Origin of the sequence: Fulvivirga maritima (genome assembly GCF_021389955.1) — a bacterium.
GTDB lineage: Bacteria > Bacteroidota > Bacteroidia > Cytophagales > Cyclobacteriaceae > Fulvivirga > Fulvivirga maritima.
The window spans coordinates 557,451-576,274 of record NZ_CP089980.1; the positions used below are offsets into that span (position 1 = coordinate 557,451).

Genomic DNA, 18,824 nt, shown 5'->3' on the forward strand with positions numbered 1-18,824 from the left:
ATAATTACTACCATGTAACATCACTCAATGAATTGGGGTAAATCTGGTAATGTTTATTCTTAGCTGCTAATAAAATCTTTTCTCTAAGCTGATCCATATTAATCTTCTTCTCAGCTGATACAAAAACTCTTTCATCGTCACTCGCTATATTAGCGATTTGCATATTTTCAACACCCTCTCTCACCTCATCATCTAGTAGATCTACCTTATTAAACACATAAATAGTAGGCTTATCAAGCGCATCTAGCTCTTTTAACGTTTCTTTTACCACTTTTATATGGTCTTCAAACGCTGGGTGCGCTACATCTACTACATGTAATAAAACATCAGCCTCTTTCACCTCTGCCAAAGTAGACTTGAAAGACTCAATTAAGTGGTGAGGAAGTTTGCGTATAAAACCTACCGTATCTGATAATAAGAATGGAATATTTTCAAAAACCACCTTTCTAACAGTGGCATCTACAGTAGCAAACAGTTTATCCTCCGCCTTTACATCACTCTTACTCAACAATGTCATTAAAGTAGATTTACCTACGTTAGTATACCCTACTAAGGCTACTCGTACTATTCCACTTCTAGACTTTCTCTGCACCTCATTCTGCTTTTCTATTTTTTCAAGCTTTTTCTTAAGCACAGAAATCTGATTCCTAATATTTCTTCTATCAGTTTCTATTTCTTTCTCTCCAGCTCCGCCTCGAGTACCTGTTCCTCCACGTTGTCTTTCAAGGTGAGTCCACATTCTGGTTAACCTAGGCATCAGGTATTGATACCTCGCTAATTCTACCTGAGTTTTTGCCTGAGCGGTTTGTGCTCTATTAAGAAATATATCAAGGATTAATAAACTCCTATCATACAACTTGCACTTTAGCTCTCTTTCCAGGTTTCTAAGCTGACTAGGAGAAAGATCATCATCAAATATCACAATATCGATCTCTCGGCTAGTGATATATTGTTTTATTTCCTCCAGCTTACCTTTACCTACAAAAGACCGTATATCGGGTTTATCTAGTTTCTGTATAAAAACTTTCTCAGTTGTAATATGTGCGGTAGAAGCTAAAAACGCTAACTCATCCAGGTGCTCATTAATAACCACCTCATCGAGTCCCTTTTCTGCCACTGTAACCAGCACACCTTTCTCATTTTTATTTCTACTCACTGTCTCCATATTCTATTAAAGATAATGATAAATTAATTTACAATGTTATGGAATATGTTTAACTTATATAATATTCGAACCTTCTTACGATCATGTAAGAAATGGTTACTTTGAAAACATTTTTGATATAAAACCAAAATAAGTTTCTTAGAGGTTCAAATTTATAAAATAACATAAGGAATTTTATTTAGTTAAAAGAATTACTAGTTGGTGGAATGAAGGTTGCTATTGTATTAAACACATCTTGGAATGTCTTCAACTTCAGAATGAACCTGATCAAGGCATTACAAGAGCAGAATCACACGGTCTATGTTGTTGCTCCTGCAGATGATTATACCCATAAGCTCAAAGAGGCTGGGTGCATTTTTCATCCTGTAAAAATGGATAGCCGGGGCGCTAACCCAATCAAAGATTTTGCTTTATTTTTTGAACTAAGAGGCATCTATAAAAAGATTAAGCCTGACATTATTTTACACTATACCATTAAGCCCAATATTTACGGTACCATGGCAGCGGCTTCATTAAAATTACCTGCCATAAACAACGTATGCGGCTTAGGAACAGTCTTTCTACAAAAAGGAATTGTGTCTAGCATTGCTTTAATGATGTATAAAGTAGCTTTTAAATTCCCTAAAAAAGTTTTCTTTCAAAACCACCATGACTACGATCTATTCATAGAGAAGAAGCTCATCAAGAAAGGCATCAGCGATGTTATTCCCGGATCTGGCATTGACCTATCTCACTTTCCGCCCATGGCCTTTCAAAGAAATACACCTTTTACGTTCCTTCTCATATCAAGACTTATTCATGACAAAGGAGTGATTGAATTTATAGATGCGGTGAAGCAATTAAAGAAATCAGGACTTAATGCACGCTTCCAAATACTGGGTGCAAAAGACCCTGAACACAGGCGAGGTATTAAAACTGAGATCATAGATGAGTGGATAAGCTCAAACACCATTGAATATCTGGGCACTACTAACGATGTAAGATTTTTTATAAAAAATGCGGATTGTATAGTATTACCATCTTATAGAGAAGGCACGCCGCGCACCTTACTTGAAGCAGCCAGCTCAGCTAAGCCTATTATAGCTACAGATGTACCCGGATGTAATAACGTAGTAGAAAATAACTATAACGGCTTTTTGTGTGAACTAAAAAGCGCTGAAGATCTGGCTCAAAAGATGCGCAATATGAGCATTTTATCAGATGGAGAAATAGAAGCTTTTGGTTTAAATGGCAGAAAAAAGGTAGAAAATGAGTTTAGCGAACAAATAGTTATCGAAAGATACCTAAAATCCATAGCAGAATTTAACAGATAAACTTTAATTCTCAGAACACTAGTGCTAACTTAGTAGTTTATTGTGCACAAATCGATAAACTAATCTAACCATGACCATTAAAGAAACCGGCATTTCGGGGCTATATGAAATATATCCCAGCATTTTCAATGATGACAGAGGCTTTTTCTTCGAATCATATAATGATAAAAAATTAAGCGAATCCGGAATTAACTATAATTTTGTTCAGGACAACCAATCCTTTTCAAAGAAAAATGTAATCCGAGGATTGCACCTACAGCATGCGCCATATGCACAGGCAAAGCTTGTAAGGGTAATTACCGGAAAAGTGCTGGATGTAGTAGTAGATTTACGTCCTGACTCAAAAACTTACAAGCAAGTTTATTATTGCCTGTTAGAAAGCGATAAAAACAATGCTCTCATGGTGCCAGATGGTTTTGCTCATGGCTTTGCCGCGCTGGAAGACAGTATTTTTAGTTATAAATGCAGTAATCTGTATAATAAAGAATCAGAAAGTGGAATTATATATAATGACACAGATTTAAACATAGATTGGCAAGTAAGCACGCCTATTGTTTCAGACAAAGACTTAGAACTACCTAGTTTGGCTGAATTTGAAAAGGCTGTTTTAAATTAAACACTTTCAATAATTTGAAGAACTTATTTTTTTTTGGGGTCATTCTTACTTTATGCTCATGTGGAGCTTCTAAGAACACTGTAATGTTCAAAGAATATGATAATAAGCTTTCTAAACTTAACGAAGAAGTATTAAAGGCTGAAAGCAATTACATCATAGAAAAGAATGACTACCTTAAGCTTTCTGTATATACACAAAACGGGGAACAATTGATTGACCCGGAAAATCAATTATCACAAACCGCAAAAAGCCCAGAAAGCAGCACTTCAACAACCACTATAGGCATTAGGTATCTTGTAAATATTGAAGGCTTTGTCAACTTCCCTATGTTGGAACCTATAAAACTGGAAGGCCTCTCTATTGCTGATGCAGAACAGATAATTGCTAAGAAGTATGCTACTTTTTACACAGAGCCATTTGTAAGACTAACGTTTTTAAACAAGAGAGTAACATTATTAGGTACAAATTTAGGAGGAGAAGTTATACCTCTGGAAAATGAAAATTTAAAGGTCACTGAGGTTATAGCGCTCTCAAAAGGCATAAAGGAAACAGCTAAAGTCAATAACATCAGGTTACTGAGAGGAGATGAAGTATATTTGATAGATTTATCTACCATAGATGGGTATTTAAACTCTAATATGATAGTGCAAAACGGCGATATTATTTACCTAGAACCTTTGAGAAAGCCATTTACTGAGTTTATCAGAGATAATGGACCGGTTATTTCAATTTTAAGTAGTGTAGCATCTCTCATAGCTGTTGTAATCAGCCTCAATAATTAACGTGGAAAAGGACGCTAACAAATCTTTAGAAGCTTTTGACTTAGATAAAGCATATGCAGTATTCAGAAAAAGTATTATCTGGATTATGCTTATACTTCTTACCACAAATGTTATTGCCTATTTATATGTAAGGTGGACCAAACCACTCTATGAATCTCAATCAGAATTAAAGTTAGACGTAAAATCAGAAGCATCAGAATTAGGTCTGCCTGGCATCAATGACAATTCAAGTTTAAATGTCATTTCTGGAGAAATTGAACTTCTTAAATCAAGACTGTTCTTCGATAAGGTTATCCAAACCATTGATTTGAGCATTAGCTATTATACATCGGGTAATGTACTGATAGATGAAAAATTCAAAACTTCGCCCTTTATTGTTGATTATAATCTAAAAGATCCATCATTATATGATAGGAGAATTTATTTAACCATCATTGATGATCATAATTACACTATTAATTTCACAGGCTCCGAAAATGAAGATAGTAATCAAAAATTCAGATTTGGTCAAAAAGTAAGCAATAATCAAATAGATCTAAGCATATATCTTACTGATTACTATGAACCCAAAGGAGATAAAAACTTCTTTTTTGTGATTAATAGTAAAGAAGCTCAAATACAATACATCGCCAGAAATATTTCCGTAGAACCGTTAAACCTTAACGCCAATACCATAAAAGTAGGCTTCAGAGATTATAATGCTCAAAAAGCCAGAGACCTTGTCAACGCTATTGACACACTATATCTTAACTATACTGAGCAGGAAAAGAATCTTGAAAACAACCAAAAGATAGAGTGGCTAAACAAAGAGCTAAGACAAATAGAAATGCAACTCGAAGGTTATGAGAATTACTTCGAAAACTTCACCATTGAGAACAGAACTAATAACCTTGATGTAGACCTGCAACAAACTATACTAGCGATTAATATGCTAGATTCTCAAAAATATGAGTTAAACAAAAAGATCAACATTACCTCAGAGTTACTTACTAAAGTAAAAAATGAATCCAGTGAAGAGCTTCTTAATAACAACCTAAATGTATTTCCTATCTCTTTTCAAGATAAGCTTGTTGAACTTCAGGAGTTAGTTAAGAAAAAGAAAAGCATACAACTATCTTACAGTGATAGCACCTTTGCTGTAAAACGGTTGAACCTGCAAATTACTGAACTACAAAACAGTTTAATTTCGCACCTGGAAAGCCTCAAGGAATCATATCAAAAAGACAGAATAAACCTAAATAACAGGCAAAATGCTCTGGAAAAAGACTTCATAGAATTACCAGAAAAAAGCACTGAATTTAACAAAAACGAAAGGTTCTTTAAACTTTACGAAGAGTTTTATTTGTCTTTAATGCAAAGTAAAGCTCAATATCAAATAGCTCAGGCGGGCACTACTACAGATTTCAAAATTTTATCCCCTGCTTTTATCCCCACCGCTCCTATTTCGCCAAATGTAAGAATTATTCAAGGCATAGGAATGGTCTCCGGGCTGGTGCTCAGCTTATTATTTGTAATGCTGAGATATGTTTTGCATAATAGTATAAATGGAGTTAAAGAACTTGAAAGACTCACCAGCGCACCAATACTGGGCAGTGTACCAAAAAGCCAGGAAAGAATAGTAGAGACACAGTTAATCATTCACAAAAGACCCAAATCAGCTGTTAGTGAATCTTTAAGAACGATAAGAACCAATATCGAATTCCTTATACCAAAAGACAAAAAGAAAGTAATAGCTGTCACCTCCACCGTTAGTGGTGAGGGTAAAACTTTCATTTCGGTTAATCTTAGTGGCATTATAGCTGCTTCTAAAAAGAAGGTGATCGTATTAGACCTTGATATGCGTAAACCTCGGGTTCACTCTGCCTTTAATAGTGAAGAGTCTTCCAAAGGAGTAAGTACCATACTAATAGACAGACATACCATAGCCGAATGTATTCAAAAATCTGCTGTAGAAAACCTGGATTTCATCCCTGCAGGACCTACTCCTCCTAACCCGTCAGAATTGCTTATTAATGGTGAATTTGATCAACTACTAGAACAGTTAAAGCTGCAATATGACATAGTAGTACTTGATACTCCTCCCGTTGGTCTAGTTACTGATGGAGTAATAGCTATGAAAAAAGCAGATGTGGGCTTATACATTGTTAGGTCTAACTATTCTAAAAAAATCTTCATGAACACTTTAAACAAATTGGTTAAAGTGAATAACTTCAATAATTTGGCTGTTATCATGAATGCCACTTCAATAGTAGGCGCAAGAAGCTATGGTTATGGCTATTATGAAGAAAAACCAAAAGGGTTCATTAACAAAATAAAGCACGCATTTACAAAAGGTGTTTAATATATTCAAGAAAAAAAATACTGCCTCAAAAAGGTTTCTTAAAACAGATCTCCATTCTCACTTGCTACCTCAGTTAGATGATGGTGTAGAAAGCTTTTCAGAATCACTAGAAATAATAAAAGGCCTTAAAAGCTTAGGTTATAGTAAAATCATAACGACACCACATGTTATGTATGATTTTTATGATAACACCCCTGAAACTATTTTGGAAAAATACAATGCCTTACTAAAAGCACTTAAGGAAAACGAAATAGACATAGAATTACAGGCCAGCGCAGAATATTACTTAGATGAAAACCTGGTTGAAATTGTAACCAAAACTCCTGAGAAGCTCCTGACCTTTGGAGACAACAATTTTCTTTTGAAACCTCATTTATGAATGAGCCGTTTTACCTTCAAGAATTCATCTTTGAAGCTAAATCAAAAGGACTAAATCCTATTATGGCACATCCGGAACGCTACGCTTATATTCATAGCGATTTTTCTAAAATAGAAGACCTGATTAATAGAGGCGTACTTATGCAAGTAAACATAAACTCGTTTTCAGGCTATTATTCTAAACAAGTAAAAAAGACCGCTGAAAAAATAGTAGACAAAGAATTAGTGCATTTTATTGGTAGTGACTGCCATAACCTAAAGCACTTTGAAGTAATGAAAAAATCTGTGACCGAGAAATATTATAAAAAGGCGTTAGATTTGCCATTACTAAACGAGCGTCTATAATGATTTTAGTAACAGGAGCTAATGGTCTGGTCGGTAGTTATGTGTGCAGAATGCTCTTACAGCGCAACATGCCTTTTATAGGCTTGGTGAGAGAAACTAGCGATCTAAGCCTTTTAAATGACATTAAAGATTCTATTCAGTTAGAGTATGGAGACCTGAGAAACCCTCAGGAGCTGGAGCCTATCATAAATAAAGTGAATACCATTATTCATTGTGCGGCTATAGTATCTTACTCGCCTAAAGAAAAAGATAAAATATACAGGGTTAATGTTGAAGGAACGGAAAACCTTGTCAACCTCTCACTGGCAGCTAATATTGAATATTTCATTCACCTCAGCTCTGTAGCTGCTATTGGCAGATCTAAGCCCAGCGGCACCATTAATGAATCAGAAAAATGGGACAATGGAGCATGGTCTACTCGCTATGCTGAAACCAAATACCAGGCAGAACTAGAAGTTTATAGAGGTATAGCTGAAGGTTTAAATGCCGTAATTCTAAACCCCTCTCTTATTCTAGGTCCCGGTGATTGGGAGAAAAGCAGCGCTAAGCTCATAAAATATGTCTGGGATGAAAAACCGTTTTATACTGAAGGCACATTAAACTATGTTGACCTCAGGGATGTTGTTAACATAATAATAAAAATGCTTGACACCCGTTTAAGTGGGAGTAGATATATACTTAACGGAGGAGCCCTGAGTTACAAAGACTTTTTTGTGCTGGCAGCTGAAAAATTAAACAAAAAAGCACCTCACATAAAAGCGGGAAAATGGATGACCACCGCTGCTCTGTTACTACAAAAAATAAAATCATTATTCACTAATAAAGAACCTGTTATAACAAAAGAGACGGCAAGACTTAGTAAAAACAAAATATACTTTGATAATAGCAAGATCAAGAGTGAACTAAATTATACCTTTGCCCCTCTTTCCGATACCATTGATTGGATCTGCGAGTTTTATTTGAAGAAGAATACAAATTAAAATTCACCTTTAGTCTTTTTTGAAAAAATTAAGATTATTTTAATTAAATTGTTTAAACTTTTTGAGGTGATTGAATGGCTGAAAACTTTAAGAAAAAAGAAGAAAACGAACTCCTAAAAAGGTTCGAAGATCATATAAAAAACAGAGCTAATTATTTTTTGAACTCGAAGGATTTGAGCAAATAATTGGCATATACCTCGATAGAGGACAGTATAAAAAGGCTCTGACAGCAGTAAACATAGCCGGTGATCAGTATCCATTCTCCACAGAACTACTTATTACCAAGGCACAAATACTGTCTAACCTGGAAGAATACAATGAAGCTTTAGAGTTACTTGACAAGGCCGAATCTTTCCAGCCTAATGATGCTGAAATATACTTTCTACAAGGCTCCATATTTTCTTTAAGAGCAGATTATGACGCGGCTATAGAAGCTTACCTTAAGGCTCTTCCTTTTACTGAGGAAAGAGATGAGGTGTTTTATAGCATTGGCTTAGCTCATCAGAGTAAAGAAGAATATTTAGAGGCTATTAAAGCTTACAAGATGGCCATTGAAGAGAACATCCTTCATGATGGAGCGCTATATGAGCTGGCCTACTGCCTGGATCTTTGTGGCGAGCTGGAAAGTAGTATATCCTATTATAAAAAATTCATTGACGCTGATCCTTACTCACAAGCCGCTTGGTATAACCTGGGTATAGTATATAATAAACTCGGGGAATACGAACAAGCAGTAGAAGCCTATGAGTATGCGGTAGTAATAGAAGAAAACTTCTCTTCTGCTTACTTTAATATGGGAAACACCTACCTGCAAATGGAAAAGTTTCCTAAGGCGCTTGATGCATATGTTAAAACCCTTGACATAGAAGGACCTAGCCCTGAAGTATATTGCCAAATAGCCATTGTTTATGAAAACATGGAGCAATATGAGCTAGGGTTAAAATACTTCCAAAAAGCAACAAAACTCGATAATTTATACGATGAAGCATGGTTTGGTGCAGGAAAATGCCTATTTCAACAAGAAAAGTGGTATCAATCCTTGCATTTCTACAATAAAGCACTGAAACTTGACCACGAAAATGCAGAGTATTGGAAAGCTGTGGCACAAACAGAGTATAATATAGGTAATATAGTATCTAGTATAGATGCATACGAAGAAGCTAGTATGTTAAATCCGGACGACAAAGAAATCTGGATGGACTGGTCCTATATTTATTACGAGCAAGGAGAATATGAAAAAGCAATTGAACTCATTTTAAGTGGCCTAGAAGAGGCTCCAGACGCCCCTGAGTATTTTTACAGGCTTACCGCTTATCTAATAAGTGCCGGAAAATATAAAGAAGCCTTTAATTATCTAGAAAATGCCTTAATTTTGGACTTTGATATGCATGAAGTTCTTCTTGAGTTTTTCCCTCGGCTAGAAACTCAAAAAGCATTGTATAAAATCATTAACCAATTTAGAAAAGAAAATTCATAATGAATTATACTTTGAAAAACGTTCCTGAGCGCACTGTTAAGCCCAGGCAATATGGCTTTACTATGGCCATGGACAAAGGTCTAAGCATAAGAGAAGCAGAAGATTTTATTAGCATCTGCGGTGATTATGTAGATATCGTGAAATTTGGCTGGGCCACGTCCTATGTTACTCCAAATCTTAAAGAAAAAATCAAAGTCTATCAAGATGCAGGCATTCCTGTATATTTTGGCGGCACTTTATTTGAAGCTTTTATAACCAGGGGTCAATTTGACGACTACCGAAAAGTTCTAGATAAATACGATTTGCAGTATGCAGAAGTTTCAGATGGCTCTATTGAATTAGATCATGATAAAAAATGTGACTACATCAATAAACTTTCTGAGCAAGTAACTGTACTTTCTGAAGTTGGCTCTAAGGATGAAGAAAAAATCATTCCTCCTTACCAATGGATTAAATTGATGCAGGAAGAACTAGATGCAGGAGCCTGGAAGGTAATAGGCGAAGCAAGAGAAAGCGGAAACGTAGGCCTATTTAGATCTACGGGTGAAGTAAGATCAGGTCTGGTTCAGGAAATCTTAACAAAAATACCTTTTGAAAAAATCATTTGGGAAGCTCCTCAAAAAGCACAGCAAGTGTGGTTCATTAAGCTATTAGGCTCTAATGTTAACCTTGGTAACATTGCTCCAAATGAAATCATACCACTAGAAACAATTAGATTGGGATTGAGGGGAGATACTTTTAGCCATTTTCTTTCATTACAAAATAACTTATAATCCCAATAAACAATGAGCAAATATAAAAAGAGCTTACTCATATATCTTAAAGGTTTAGGTATGGGAGGAGCTGACGTAGTGCCGGGTGTATCAGGTGGTACTATCGCTTTTATAACAGGTATCTATGAAGAACTGCTAGACTCTATCAAAGCCGTCGATCTGGATGCATTGAAGTTATTGCTCAAGTTTAACATAAAAGAGTTTTGGAAAAAGATCAATGGCAACTTTTTGTTGCCTCTTTTTCTGGGCATTATCACCAGTCTGGCCACTCTATCAAAGATCATTCTGTACCTTTTGGAAAATCACCCAATACCAATTTGGTCATTTTTCTTTGGTTTAATTATTATCTCAGCCATTTTAGTGTTGAGAGAAGTTAAAGAGTGGAAAGCAGGTGTGTTTGTGTCCCTCATTTTAGGGATCATCATCGCTTACATCATTACAGGCGCTACGCCAGCAGAAACGCCAACAGCTCCATGGTTCATTTTTATATCAGGAGCCATTGCTATTTGCGCCATGATTTTACCTGGTATTTCCGGGTCATTCATCCTTTTGGTTTTGGGTAAATATGAATACATATTCAAAGCCCTAAGCAATCTGGATATTACCACCATACTCATATTCATAGCGGGTTGTGTTACCGGACTACTATCTTTTGTAAGAGTAATATCATGGCTATTAAAAAAATATCATAACCTGGCTATATCTCTACTTGCAGGTTTTATGCTAGGGTCGCTTAACAAAGTTTGGCCATGGAAGATACCCACAGCCTACAGAGTTAACCATGATGGTGAACAAGTAGTATCTTTCACTAAAAACGTTCTCCCTACAGAATACCTGGAACACTTTAATAAAGACCCTCAAATATTGATCTCAATCATATTCTTGGCAGTAGGTATCTTCGTAGTAGTTTTAATTGAGAAAGTAGCCAATTACAAAGTAAAACCTGCTCAGTAATGGTTGAATTTGGTCTGATAGGAAAAAAGCTCACTCATTCCTTCTCTAAGGATTACTTCTCTAAGAAATTCATGGAACTAGGCCTCAGTGATCATGCTTATGAGCTTTTTCCTTTGGCTGATATTAGTGAGCTAACTGCTTTAATCAAAAACCACAAAGACCTTAAAGGCCTGAATGTAACCATTCCTTATAAACAAGAAATTTTGCCATTTCTAGATGCTATTGACCCTAATGCAGAAACTATAGGAGCGGTAAATGTAGTGAAGATAGAAAAGGGTAAGCTAAAGGGGTATAACTCTGATTTTTTCGGATTTAAGCAATCTTTAGAAGAATGGCTTCCCGATAACTTTCAAGATCCTGCTCTTATTTTAGGTACTGGTGGGGCTAGTAAGGCTGTAGCCGCGGCACTAAACGCCATAGGCATACCGTTTCAATACGTGTCCAGAACAGCCTCTTCTTCAACTATAAGTTATTCTGATCTTCAAGAAAATCAGCATGTTTATAAAAGCCACAAGCTTATAATTAATACCACCCCTCTTGGTATGTCTCCTAAAACGGATGAATATCCTGATATACCTTATCATCAGCTTACTTCAGATTATTTTCTTTATGATCTAATCTATAATCCTGAAGAAACTCAATTTCTAATTAAAGGTAAGGCCCACGGGTGCCACACCAAAAATGGATTAGAAATGCTACACCTCCAGGCTGAAAAGTCTTGGGAAATATGGAACTCATAAGTTCTTTCCTATTAAAGCAAAACTCCACAAGTAATTTGTAGCCAAATAGTTGAGAAATATCAAGCTATATTCTCAAAAGCTTCTATAACTTTCTTGACCTCCATTTACATTTCTTCCATTTATAAGTACAATTTTTCACACTTCACCAATTGAAGTAATATTGAATATTTCATCTTCATAAATCTCTATTTCTGGTTTGTTTAATGTAGGGTATTTATTACTTAAGTAGAGTTTAACAAAACTTAGATATAAGGTTTAATTCTTAAGCTTATAATTTCATAGGTGGATTATTTAATTGCCATCGACGATGATATCAGGGAGAAGTGAAAATGTGGGGAAAAGTGTTAAACCTATTGCCATTGTTGGTCTGTCCTGCAGATTTCCTAAAGCTCATAACTTACAAGAGTTTTGGAATATGCTGGAAAAGGGAATTGATGCTGTAGAAAAAATCCCAATTAACCGCTGGGATATTGAAGAGTACTACGATGCTGATAAGTCAGTTCCAGACAAAACACATCAAAGGCATGCCGCCATGCTCGATGATCTGGATAAATTCGATCCATTCTTTTTTAATATCTCTCCTGCTGAAGCCTCAGAAATGACACCTTCCCAAAAGCTTATGATGGAGCTCACTTGGGAATGTATAGAAAACAGCAATATCGCTTATAACCAATTGGCAGGGCAAAAAATTGGAGTATATATTGGCAACATATGGAATGATTTTGAACATCTGAGAAAGCATAAAAACGCAGAAATTTCCTCTCACTCTGCTATGGGGCAATCTGCAAATATCATTGCTAACCGTATTTCATATTTCTTTGGCTTCACCGGCCCAAGTTTGGTGGTAGATACCGGATGTTCGTCATCATTGGTAGCCCTTCATTTATCTTGCCAGGCACTGTGGGATAACAGTATAAATCATGCCATAGTGGGTGGTGTAAATCACACGCTAGATCCAGATCAAAACATTCTTTTATCTAAGTTTGGAGGGCTTTCAGCCAAAGGGAGTTGCAGCACCTTTGATGCTGCTGCTGATGGCTTTGTACGCGGCGAAGGAGGTGGTATCATACTCTTAAAAAGGCTGGAAGATGCTGAAAGAGATGGAGATAAAATTTTCGCCGTGATTAGAGGTAGTGCCATGAATAACAATGGTTTTAATGTAAACTTACCTGCCACCAGTACTGCCGGACAAAAAAGTGTATTGAAAGATGCTTATAAAAACTCAGGAATAGTTCCTGAAGAAGTTCATTACGTTGAAGCTCATGGTACGGGCACTAAACTAGGAGATCCTACCGAATGCCGTGCATTAGGCGAGTTTTTTGGAGAAAATAGGAAATCTCCACTTCATATTGGCTCAGTAAAAACTAACATTGGGCACCTGGAAGGAGCAGCCGGAATTGCAGGGTTGATAAAAACCATCCTAGCTATAAATAATCGCAAACTACCCAAAAACCTTCATTTCAATAATCCCAATCCTAATATTGATTTCGAAAATCTTAAGCTCAAAGTACAGCATGAATTAACCGACTGGCCTTCCTCTACTATTGAAACTCTAAAAGCAGGAATCAATTCTTTTGGCTGGGGAGGCACAAATGCTCATACTGTGATAGAAGAGTATAATCCTAAATCATGTAGTGTTAGTATTGAAAATCACAATCATGCTAAATATATTTTACCCATCTCAGCCAGGTCTGAGCAGGCATTCTTTAAAAACATTGAAAACCTACTCTACCATCTAAAAACACAAGTTAACGGTGTAGCTTATCAGTTTAAAAACATCTGCAAGTTAGCCGCCACCAGAAGGCAACATTTTGAATACCGAACAGCCTTTTCTGCCTCTGATAAAGATGGAATGATCGAGCAGATAAGCACGTTTTTAAATACTAACAAGCAGTGGTCTGCTTCTACTCCTGCCTCTAAAGAAGATAAGACAGTATTTATATTTCCCGGGCAAGGTTCACAATGGCTGGGCATGGGAAAGCAGCTTTTCGAAACCGAACCTGTTTTCAAAAAGGCGATACTAGCTTGTAATGAGGAATGGAAGAAATATACTGACTGGTCACTTATTGAGCAGTTATATGCCTCCGAAGAAACTTCCAGACTATCTGAAATAGATGTTATACAACCATTACTATCAGCTGTACAAATTGCCCTGGGAAAACTATGGTTATCTCTTGGAGTTATTCCTGATGCGGTGGTAGGCCATAGTATGGGAGAAGTGGCCGCAGCCTATATTGCAGAGGCTATATCATTAAATGAAGCCGCTCAGATCATTTGCACAAGAAGCAAACTAATGAAAACTGTAAGTGGCAAGGGTGGAGCCATGGCTGTAACCGAGCTCACAGTAGAGCAAGCAGAACGATTTATAGAACAGTACCCATCAGTATCTATTGCAGTTAATAACAGCCCCAAATCTACAGTAATAGCCGGAAATGAGTTAGCCATTGAAGAAATAATAGAAGCCTTAGACAAGCAAGGCAGGTTCGCCAAACGCGTTAAAGTAGATGTAGCTTCTCACTCATCTCAAATGGACGACCTAAAAGAACCATTAAAAAACAGCTTAACTGTTAATCCCCAAAAAAGTCAGATTGATTTATACTCAACAGTTAGAAACCTAAAGGTGGACGGCCCTGAGCTCACAGAAGATTACTGGACTGATAACCTTAGAGAAAGTGTGAAATTTGCATCTGTAATGGAGCAGTTGATAAAAGATGGTCATAAAACTTTTATTGAAGTTAGCCCCCACCCTGTGCTTATCACTTCTATACAGGAGTGCCTCGAAGCTCACCAGCAAAAAGGAGCAGTTACCTACACACTTTACAGAGACAAACCTGAGCTAAATGAACTTTATAACAACTTCAATAACCTGTATGAAAATGGAGGGTACATCCAATGGGATAAGTTTTACAAAAATGTAAATTCATACCATACTTTCCTTCCTAATTATGCTTTTGACAGAGCTAATTACTCGCTTATAGAACGTATTATCATTGATAAGAACAAACAAGGTCACCCTTGGATAGGCAGAGAGATAAAACTCGCCAACCTACCTGAAATTCACTTTTGGGAAGCTCATATTAACATTAATCAGTTTCCATTTCTTAGAGATCATCAGGTAAACAATGTGGTGGTACTTCCTGGTGCGAGTTATGTAGAAATGCTTCTCGCTGCCTTAACAGAGTTCTCAGGATCCAACCATTGTGAAATAGTAAATCTGGAATTTAAAAATGCGGTGACTTTTGACAATAATGAGTCAATCAAAATTCAACTTAAAATCCATGATGAAGACAGCGGGCTTTCATCTTTTAAATTTTATCATGAGAGCCAGGATCAATGGATATTAACCGCACAGGGCCAATATCATATTAAAGATGAAGTAAGAAGTTATAATATACAAAAGTTTAAATCTGTAGCAGGAGAAATTATTGAAGGGAAAGACTATTATGACAAACTCCAAAATATAGGACTCCAATATGGCCCATTATTTCAGGGGATTTCTCAAATTATAATAGATGGTGAAGACATTAAAACAACTGTAAAAGTAGATTCCAGACTTGCCGGCAAGCTCAAGAAATACCATTTTCATCCGGCCATAATGGACAGTTGTTTTCAAGCCATTTTTGCCAATTCAGTAAATAACAGCAATGATGATTACCGAACTACCTACCTCACAAAAATCGGCAACATAGAAGTTTTTAATGACATACCTGCCAATTCAGAATTACAGGTAAACGTAAAACTATATCCTCAAAAATCTAATGATCATCATAGCGAAATAGTAGCGGATCTATTTATTTATGATCAAAATGGCACTGCTTTATTGAAAGCCGACAAGGTATCAGGTAAGATTCTAACAGTCTCGGATTTCCATCAGGAAGATTCAGAATGGTTTTATCAAATTAATTGGTTAAAAACAGAACTAATTAAAAAACAGGCACCATCAATTTCGAAAAAATATCTCATAATTACTGATGCCTACACTACTGTGCACCAGCTTGCAATTAAACTGATTAAAAATGGGCACTCTGCCGATATCATATGCAGCAAGGTAGACCACCATGTCATTCCAGAAGTAAAAGTACATAGGGTAGACTTTGAAAATCATGAACATATTGCGGCTACTATCAGTAACCTCCATATTGACAGCACCGATGATATTATATTCTTTTTCAACAAAGAGCTTCGTCATGAGAAATTTCAGCCCAAAACAGAATCAGCTTTTTATCTTATAAGCATATTAAAATCTATTAACGAGCTGCATTTCAAAAGATACCCCAGGCTTACGCTAGTTACTAATGGAGGCAAACCTATAGAAAGCTCTATGTTAAATGTAGAGCATGGCCCATTGGTAGGTATAGGAAGAGTTACCGCTAATGAATTACCACAATTCGAGACTCAACAGGTGGACCTCAGTCTGCATCCCAATAATGTTGAGATAGATGCTCTTATAAATTTGCTACAAAATAGATTAACTAAAGAACCTGAAGTAGCCATTAGAAATAACAACACCTATGTAGCCCGATTAGAAAGAACTAAGCCTGATGTATTTAAAATACAAAACACAAAATTCAACGGTGAGGGTTATTACTTCATAACCGGATTCAATGGTATTGCTTTCAGACTAGTAGAGTGGATGTATGAGAAAGGTGCCAGAAAATTTGTGCTGGCCAGCCGCAGTGGAAAAGTAGATGAATATGTCAAAGAAAAAATAGATCTACTATCTTCCCAAGGTGCCAGTTTTGATGTAATTGCTTGTGATGTAGCTGAATATTTTTCATTAAAAAGTGTCTTTGAAACTAAGTTTGAAAGAAATACACTGAAAGGCATTGTCCATGCGGCAGGCCTTATCAAAGCCTCTCCTTTAGTAGAACTTGAAAGTTCAGAGTATTCTAATATTCTAGCTCCTAAAGTAAAAGGAGGATGGAACCTGCATCTACTTTCACAAAATTATGATTTAGACCTATTCCTATTATTCTCCTCCGCCTCATCTATGATAGGCCTCAGTGGACAAGCTAGCTATGTGGCAGCTAATGCGTTTTTAGACGCTTTAGCGCAATACAGGGTTATGCTCGGTCAAACAGCCATTTCAGTTAACTGGGGAGTAATGAAAGACGCAGGCATGGTCGCTAATGCACAAGACATGGCCAAATATGCTGAAGCAGAAGGCTTCACCCCTACTCCCATGCAGGATGCCGTACATGCTTTAGAGCATATCATTTTTATGAATCCAACCAATATTGGAGTATTTAAGCTTAATGCTGAGCAGACTGCTGACTTCTTCCCGGTCTTAGGTGCCAGCAACTACTTCAGCAATCTCCTAAAAAAACAAGTGCAAAACGCAAATGGTCAAAACCTACTTCAGACACTTGAATTACTTCCTAATAAAGAAGAGAAACAGCTGGCTCTGGAAAACCACCTTAAACAGCTAACGGCACAGATAATAAAAACCACTGCCGATAAACTCTCTCCTGATATGAAATTTAAGAGCTTGGGCATTGATTCTATTATGGCAGTACAACTCAGAAATAAGTTAGAGAAAGATTTATCTCTTAAGCTGTCTGTAACCAATATATGGGAATATCCTACTATCGCTGAATATGCCGAGTTTTTGCTCAACAGAATTATTCCAAATGAAAATGCAGACATTGCTTCCAACACAGAAAATAATACTGCACCAAAAGGAATAATTATTCCAAAATATAACCCAGAAGCCAAATTCCGTGTAATTTGTATTCATGATGCAGGAGGAAGTGCTTCCCTATTTCATGGCTGGGAGAACCAATTAGTAAACGAACTAGAACTAATAATTGTAGAGTTGCCTGGCAGAGGCAAACAACTATCTCAAAAGCCATTTAATGATATACAAATAGCAGTAAACAAAATAATGCTAGATCTGCAGGGTTATTTAAATAAGCCTTATATCCTGTTTGGTCATAGTATGGGAGGATTAATCGCCTTTGAACTTATGCGTTTATTAAGGCAGAAAAAGCTCAATCTTCCGCAGCAACTTTTTGTGAGCAGCACGCCACAATTAGCAGTGTATGAAAAAGCATACCTGAACCCGAAGCAGGACACAGACCAACTAATGTCTTCTTTTCCTCATTTAAAACCAGAAAACATCCCTGATCCAGAACTTAGAAAAGTACTTATCAGCCTATTACGAAATGACCTGAGCCTAATAGACAGTTTCAGCTACCAATTTGAACCTCCGTTTGACTTGCCCATTACGGCCATTCACGGAGTTCAGGACAACAATATTACTCCTGCTCAAATGCAGAATTGGAAAAATGAAACCACCCAAACATTTAAGCTAATACAGCGAAAAGGCGGGCATCACTACCTACACCATGACAGTGAATTCGTAACTCACCTTATTAATTCTGAGGTATCTCAGGCTATAAAAATTTTAAGTAACAGGTAATGGAAAATTCTATGACAGAAAAAATAATAGGCACGTGGAAACTGGAATCCTGGTATTATGAAGATGAAAACGGACAAAAGATTGATTATTTCGGAAAATCGCCGGAGGGCATTCTTATTTATGATAAAGTAGGCTACATGAGCGTTCATATCATGAAGCATGACCGTCAACTTTTTCAGCTCAATGGAATGTATGAAGGCTCCTCAGAAGAATTAAGCTCCGCCTTCAGAAGCTATTTCGGTTATTATGGAAGGTATTATTCTGACGAAACAGGCACCTTAACCCATATTGTAGAAGGCAGTGCTTTTCCTAACTGGAAAGGCAATATTGAAAAACGGTATGCCAAAATTGAAGGTGACAGGCTGATCATATATACACCACCTATAGAAACAGAAAACGGAAGTATTATATTTTTCATCACTTGGGAAAGATGTAAGAAATGAATTAAATACATGGATTTTAATCATAAACAATCATTGATGCTACAACATATTAAAATGGCATATTATCACCCATGAACACACCATTTATGTTCAACG

General features: G+C 36.5%; 14 protein-coding genes and 1 pseudogene. 14 read left to right on the forward strand and 1 reads right to left on the reverse strand.

The window, feature by feature from the left end; translation table 11 throughout:
* Positions 1-7: 7 nt before the first annotated feature.
* Entirely contained in the window at positions 8-1,156 is a 1,149-nt protein-coding gene (gene hflX, locus LVD15_RS02400; RefSeq protein WP_233778695.1) for a GTPase HflX, read from the reverse strand.
* A gap of 215 nt (positions 1,157-1,371) precedes the next feature.
* On the opposite strand from hflX, the gene LVD15_RS02405 reads away from it, so the two are divergent.
* The 14 genes and pseudogenes from LVD15_RS02405 (at position 1,372) to LVD15_RS02465 (ending at position 18,728) form a co-directional block, all read left to right on the forward strand.
* The gene (locus tag LVD15_RS02405; protein WP_233778696.1) at positions 1,372-2,478 is read left to right on the forward strand and encodes a glycosyltransferase family 4 protein; all 1,107 of its coding nucleotides are present in this window, start codon (positions 1,372-1,374) and stop codon (positions 2,476-2,478) included.
* 70 nt (positions 2,479-2,548) lie between these two features.
* Positions 2,549-3,094 carry a dTDP-4-dehydrorhamnose 3,5-epimerase gene (rfbC, locus tag LVD15_RS02410; protein ID WP_233778697.1) on the forward strand — a complete coding sequence of 182 codons (546 nt, stop codon included), beginning with the start codon at positions 2,549-2,551 and terminating at the stop codon, positions 3,092-3,094.
* A gap of 14 nt (positions 3,095-3,108) precedes the next feature.
* A complete protein-coding gene (locus LVD15_RS02415) occupies positions 3,109-3,876 on the forward strand; it encodes a polysaccharide biosynthesis/export family protein (RefSeq protein WP_233778698.1) in 768 nt (255 codons plus the stop codon).
* Position 3,877: 1 nt separating this feature from the next.
* Positions 3,878-6,217 (forward strand): GumC family protein, encoded by a 2,340-nt coding sequence (locus LVD15_RS02420; RefSeq protein ID WP_233778699.1) that lies wholly within the window; start codon positions 3,878-3,880, stop codon positions 6,215-6,217.
* Entirely contained in the window at positions 6,210-6,596 is a 387-nt protein-coding gene (locus tag LVD15_RS26790; protein ID WP_255763369.1) for a CpsB/CapC family capsule biosynthesis tyrosine phosphatase, read from the forward strand. Before LVD15_RS02420 ends, LVD15_RS26790 begins: the two co-directional genes overlap by 8 nt.
* Complete coding sequence (locus LVD15_RS26795) at positions 6,593-6,940, forward strand: CpsB/CapC family capsule biosynthesis tyrosine phosphatase (protein WP_255763370.1); 348 nt, start codon at positions 6,593-6,595, stop codon at positions 6,938-6,940. The genes LVD15_RS26790 and LVD15_RS26795 overlap by 4 nt, the downstream gene beginning before the upstream one ends.
* The gene (locus LVD15_RS02430) at positions 6,940-7,920 is read left to right on the forward strand and encodes an NAD-dependent epimerase/dehydratase family protein (protein ID WP_233778700.1); all 981 of its coding nucleotides are present in this window, start codon (positions 6,940-6,942) and stop codon (positions 7,918-7,920) included. Before LVD15_RS26795 ends, LVD15_RS02430 begins: the two co-directional genes overlap by 1 nt.
* Before the next feature lie 304 nt (positions 7,921-8,224).
* Positions 8,225-8,332: pseudogene (locus LVD15_RS27245) on the forward strand (hypothetical protein); the annotation flags it as partial.
* A 132-nt stretch (positions 8,333-8,464) separates the two neighbouring features.
* Positions 8,465-9,397, forward strand: coding sequence for a tetratricopeptide repeat protein (locus LVD15_RS02440; RefSeq protein ID WP_233778701.1), 933 nt, complete (start codon positions 8,465-8,467; stop codon positions 9,395-9,397).
* On the forward strand, positions 9,397-10,170 hold the full coding sequence (locus tag LVD15_RS02445) for a phosphosulfolactate synthase (protein WP_233778702.1): 774 nt from the start codon (positions 9,397-9,399) through the stop codon (positions 10,168-10,170). Before LVD15_RS02440 ends, LVD15_RS02445 begins: the two co-directional genes overlap by 1 nt.
* Before the next feature lie 12 nt (positions 10,171-10,182).
* On the forward strand, positions 10,183-11,124 hold the full coding sequence (locus tag LVD15_RS02450) for a polyprenyl-phosphate transporter (RefSeq protein WP_233778703.1): 942 nt from the start codon (positions 10,183-10,185) through the stop codon (positions 11,122-11,124).
* A complete protein-coding gene (locus tag LVD15_RS02455; RefSeq protein ID WP_233778704.1) occupies positions 11,124-11,864 on the forward strand; it encodes a shikimate dehydrogenase family protein in 741 nt (246 codons plus the stop codon). The genes LVD15_RS02450 and LVD15_RS02455 overlap by 1 nt, the downstream gene beginning before the upstream one ends.
* 307 nt (positions 11,865-12,171) lie before the next feature.
* Positions 12,172-18,285: a type I polyketide synthase gene (locus LVD15_RS02460; protein ID WP_233778705.1), complete on the forward strand. Its 6,114-nt coding sequence runs from the start codon at positions 12,172-12,174 to the stop codon at positions 18,283-18,285.
* The gene (locus tag LVD15_RS02465) at positions 18,285-18,728 is read left to right on the forward strand and encodes a lipocalin-like domain-containing protein (RefSeq protein WP_233778706.1); all 444 of its coding nucleotides are present in this window, start codon (positions 18,285-18,287) and stop codon (positions 18,726-18,728) included. The genes LVD15_RS02460 and LVD15_RS02465 overlap by 1 nt, the downstream gene beginning before the upstream one ends.
* The last annotated feature ends 96 nt before the right edge of the window (positions 18,729-18,824 follow it).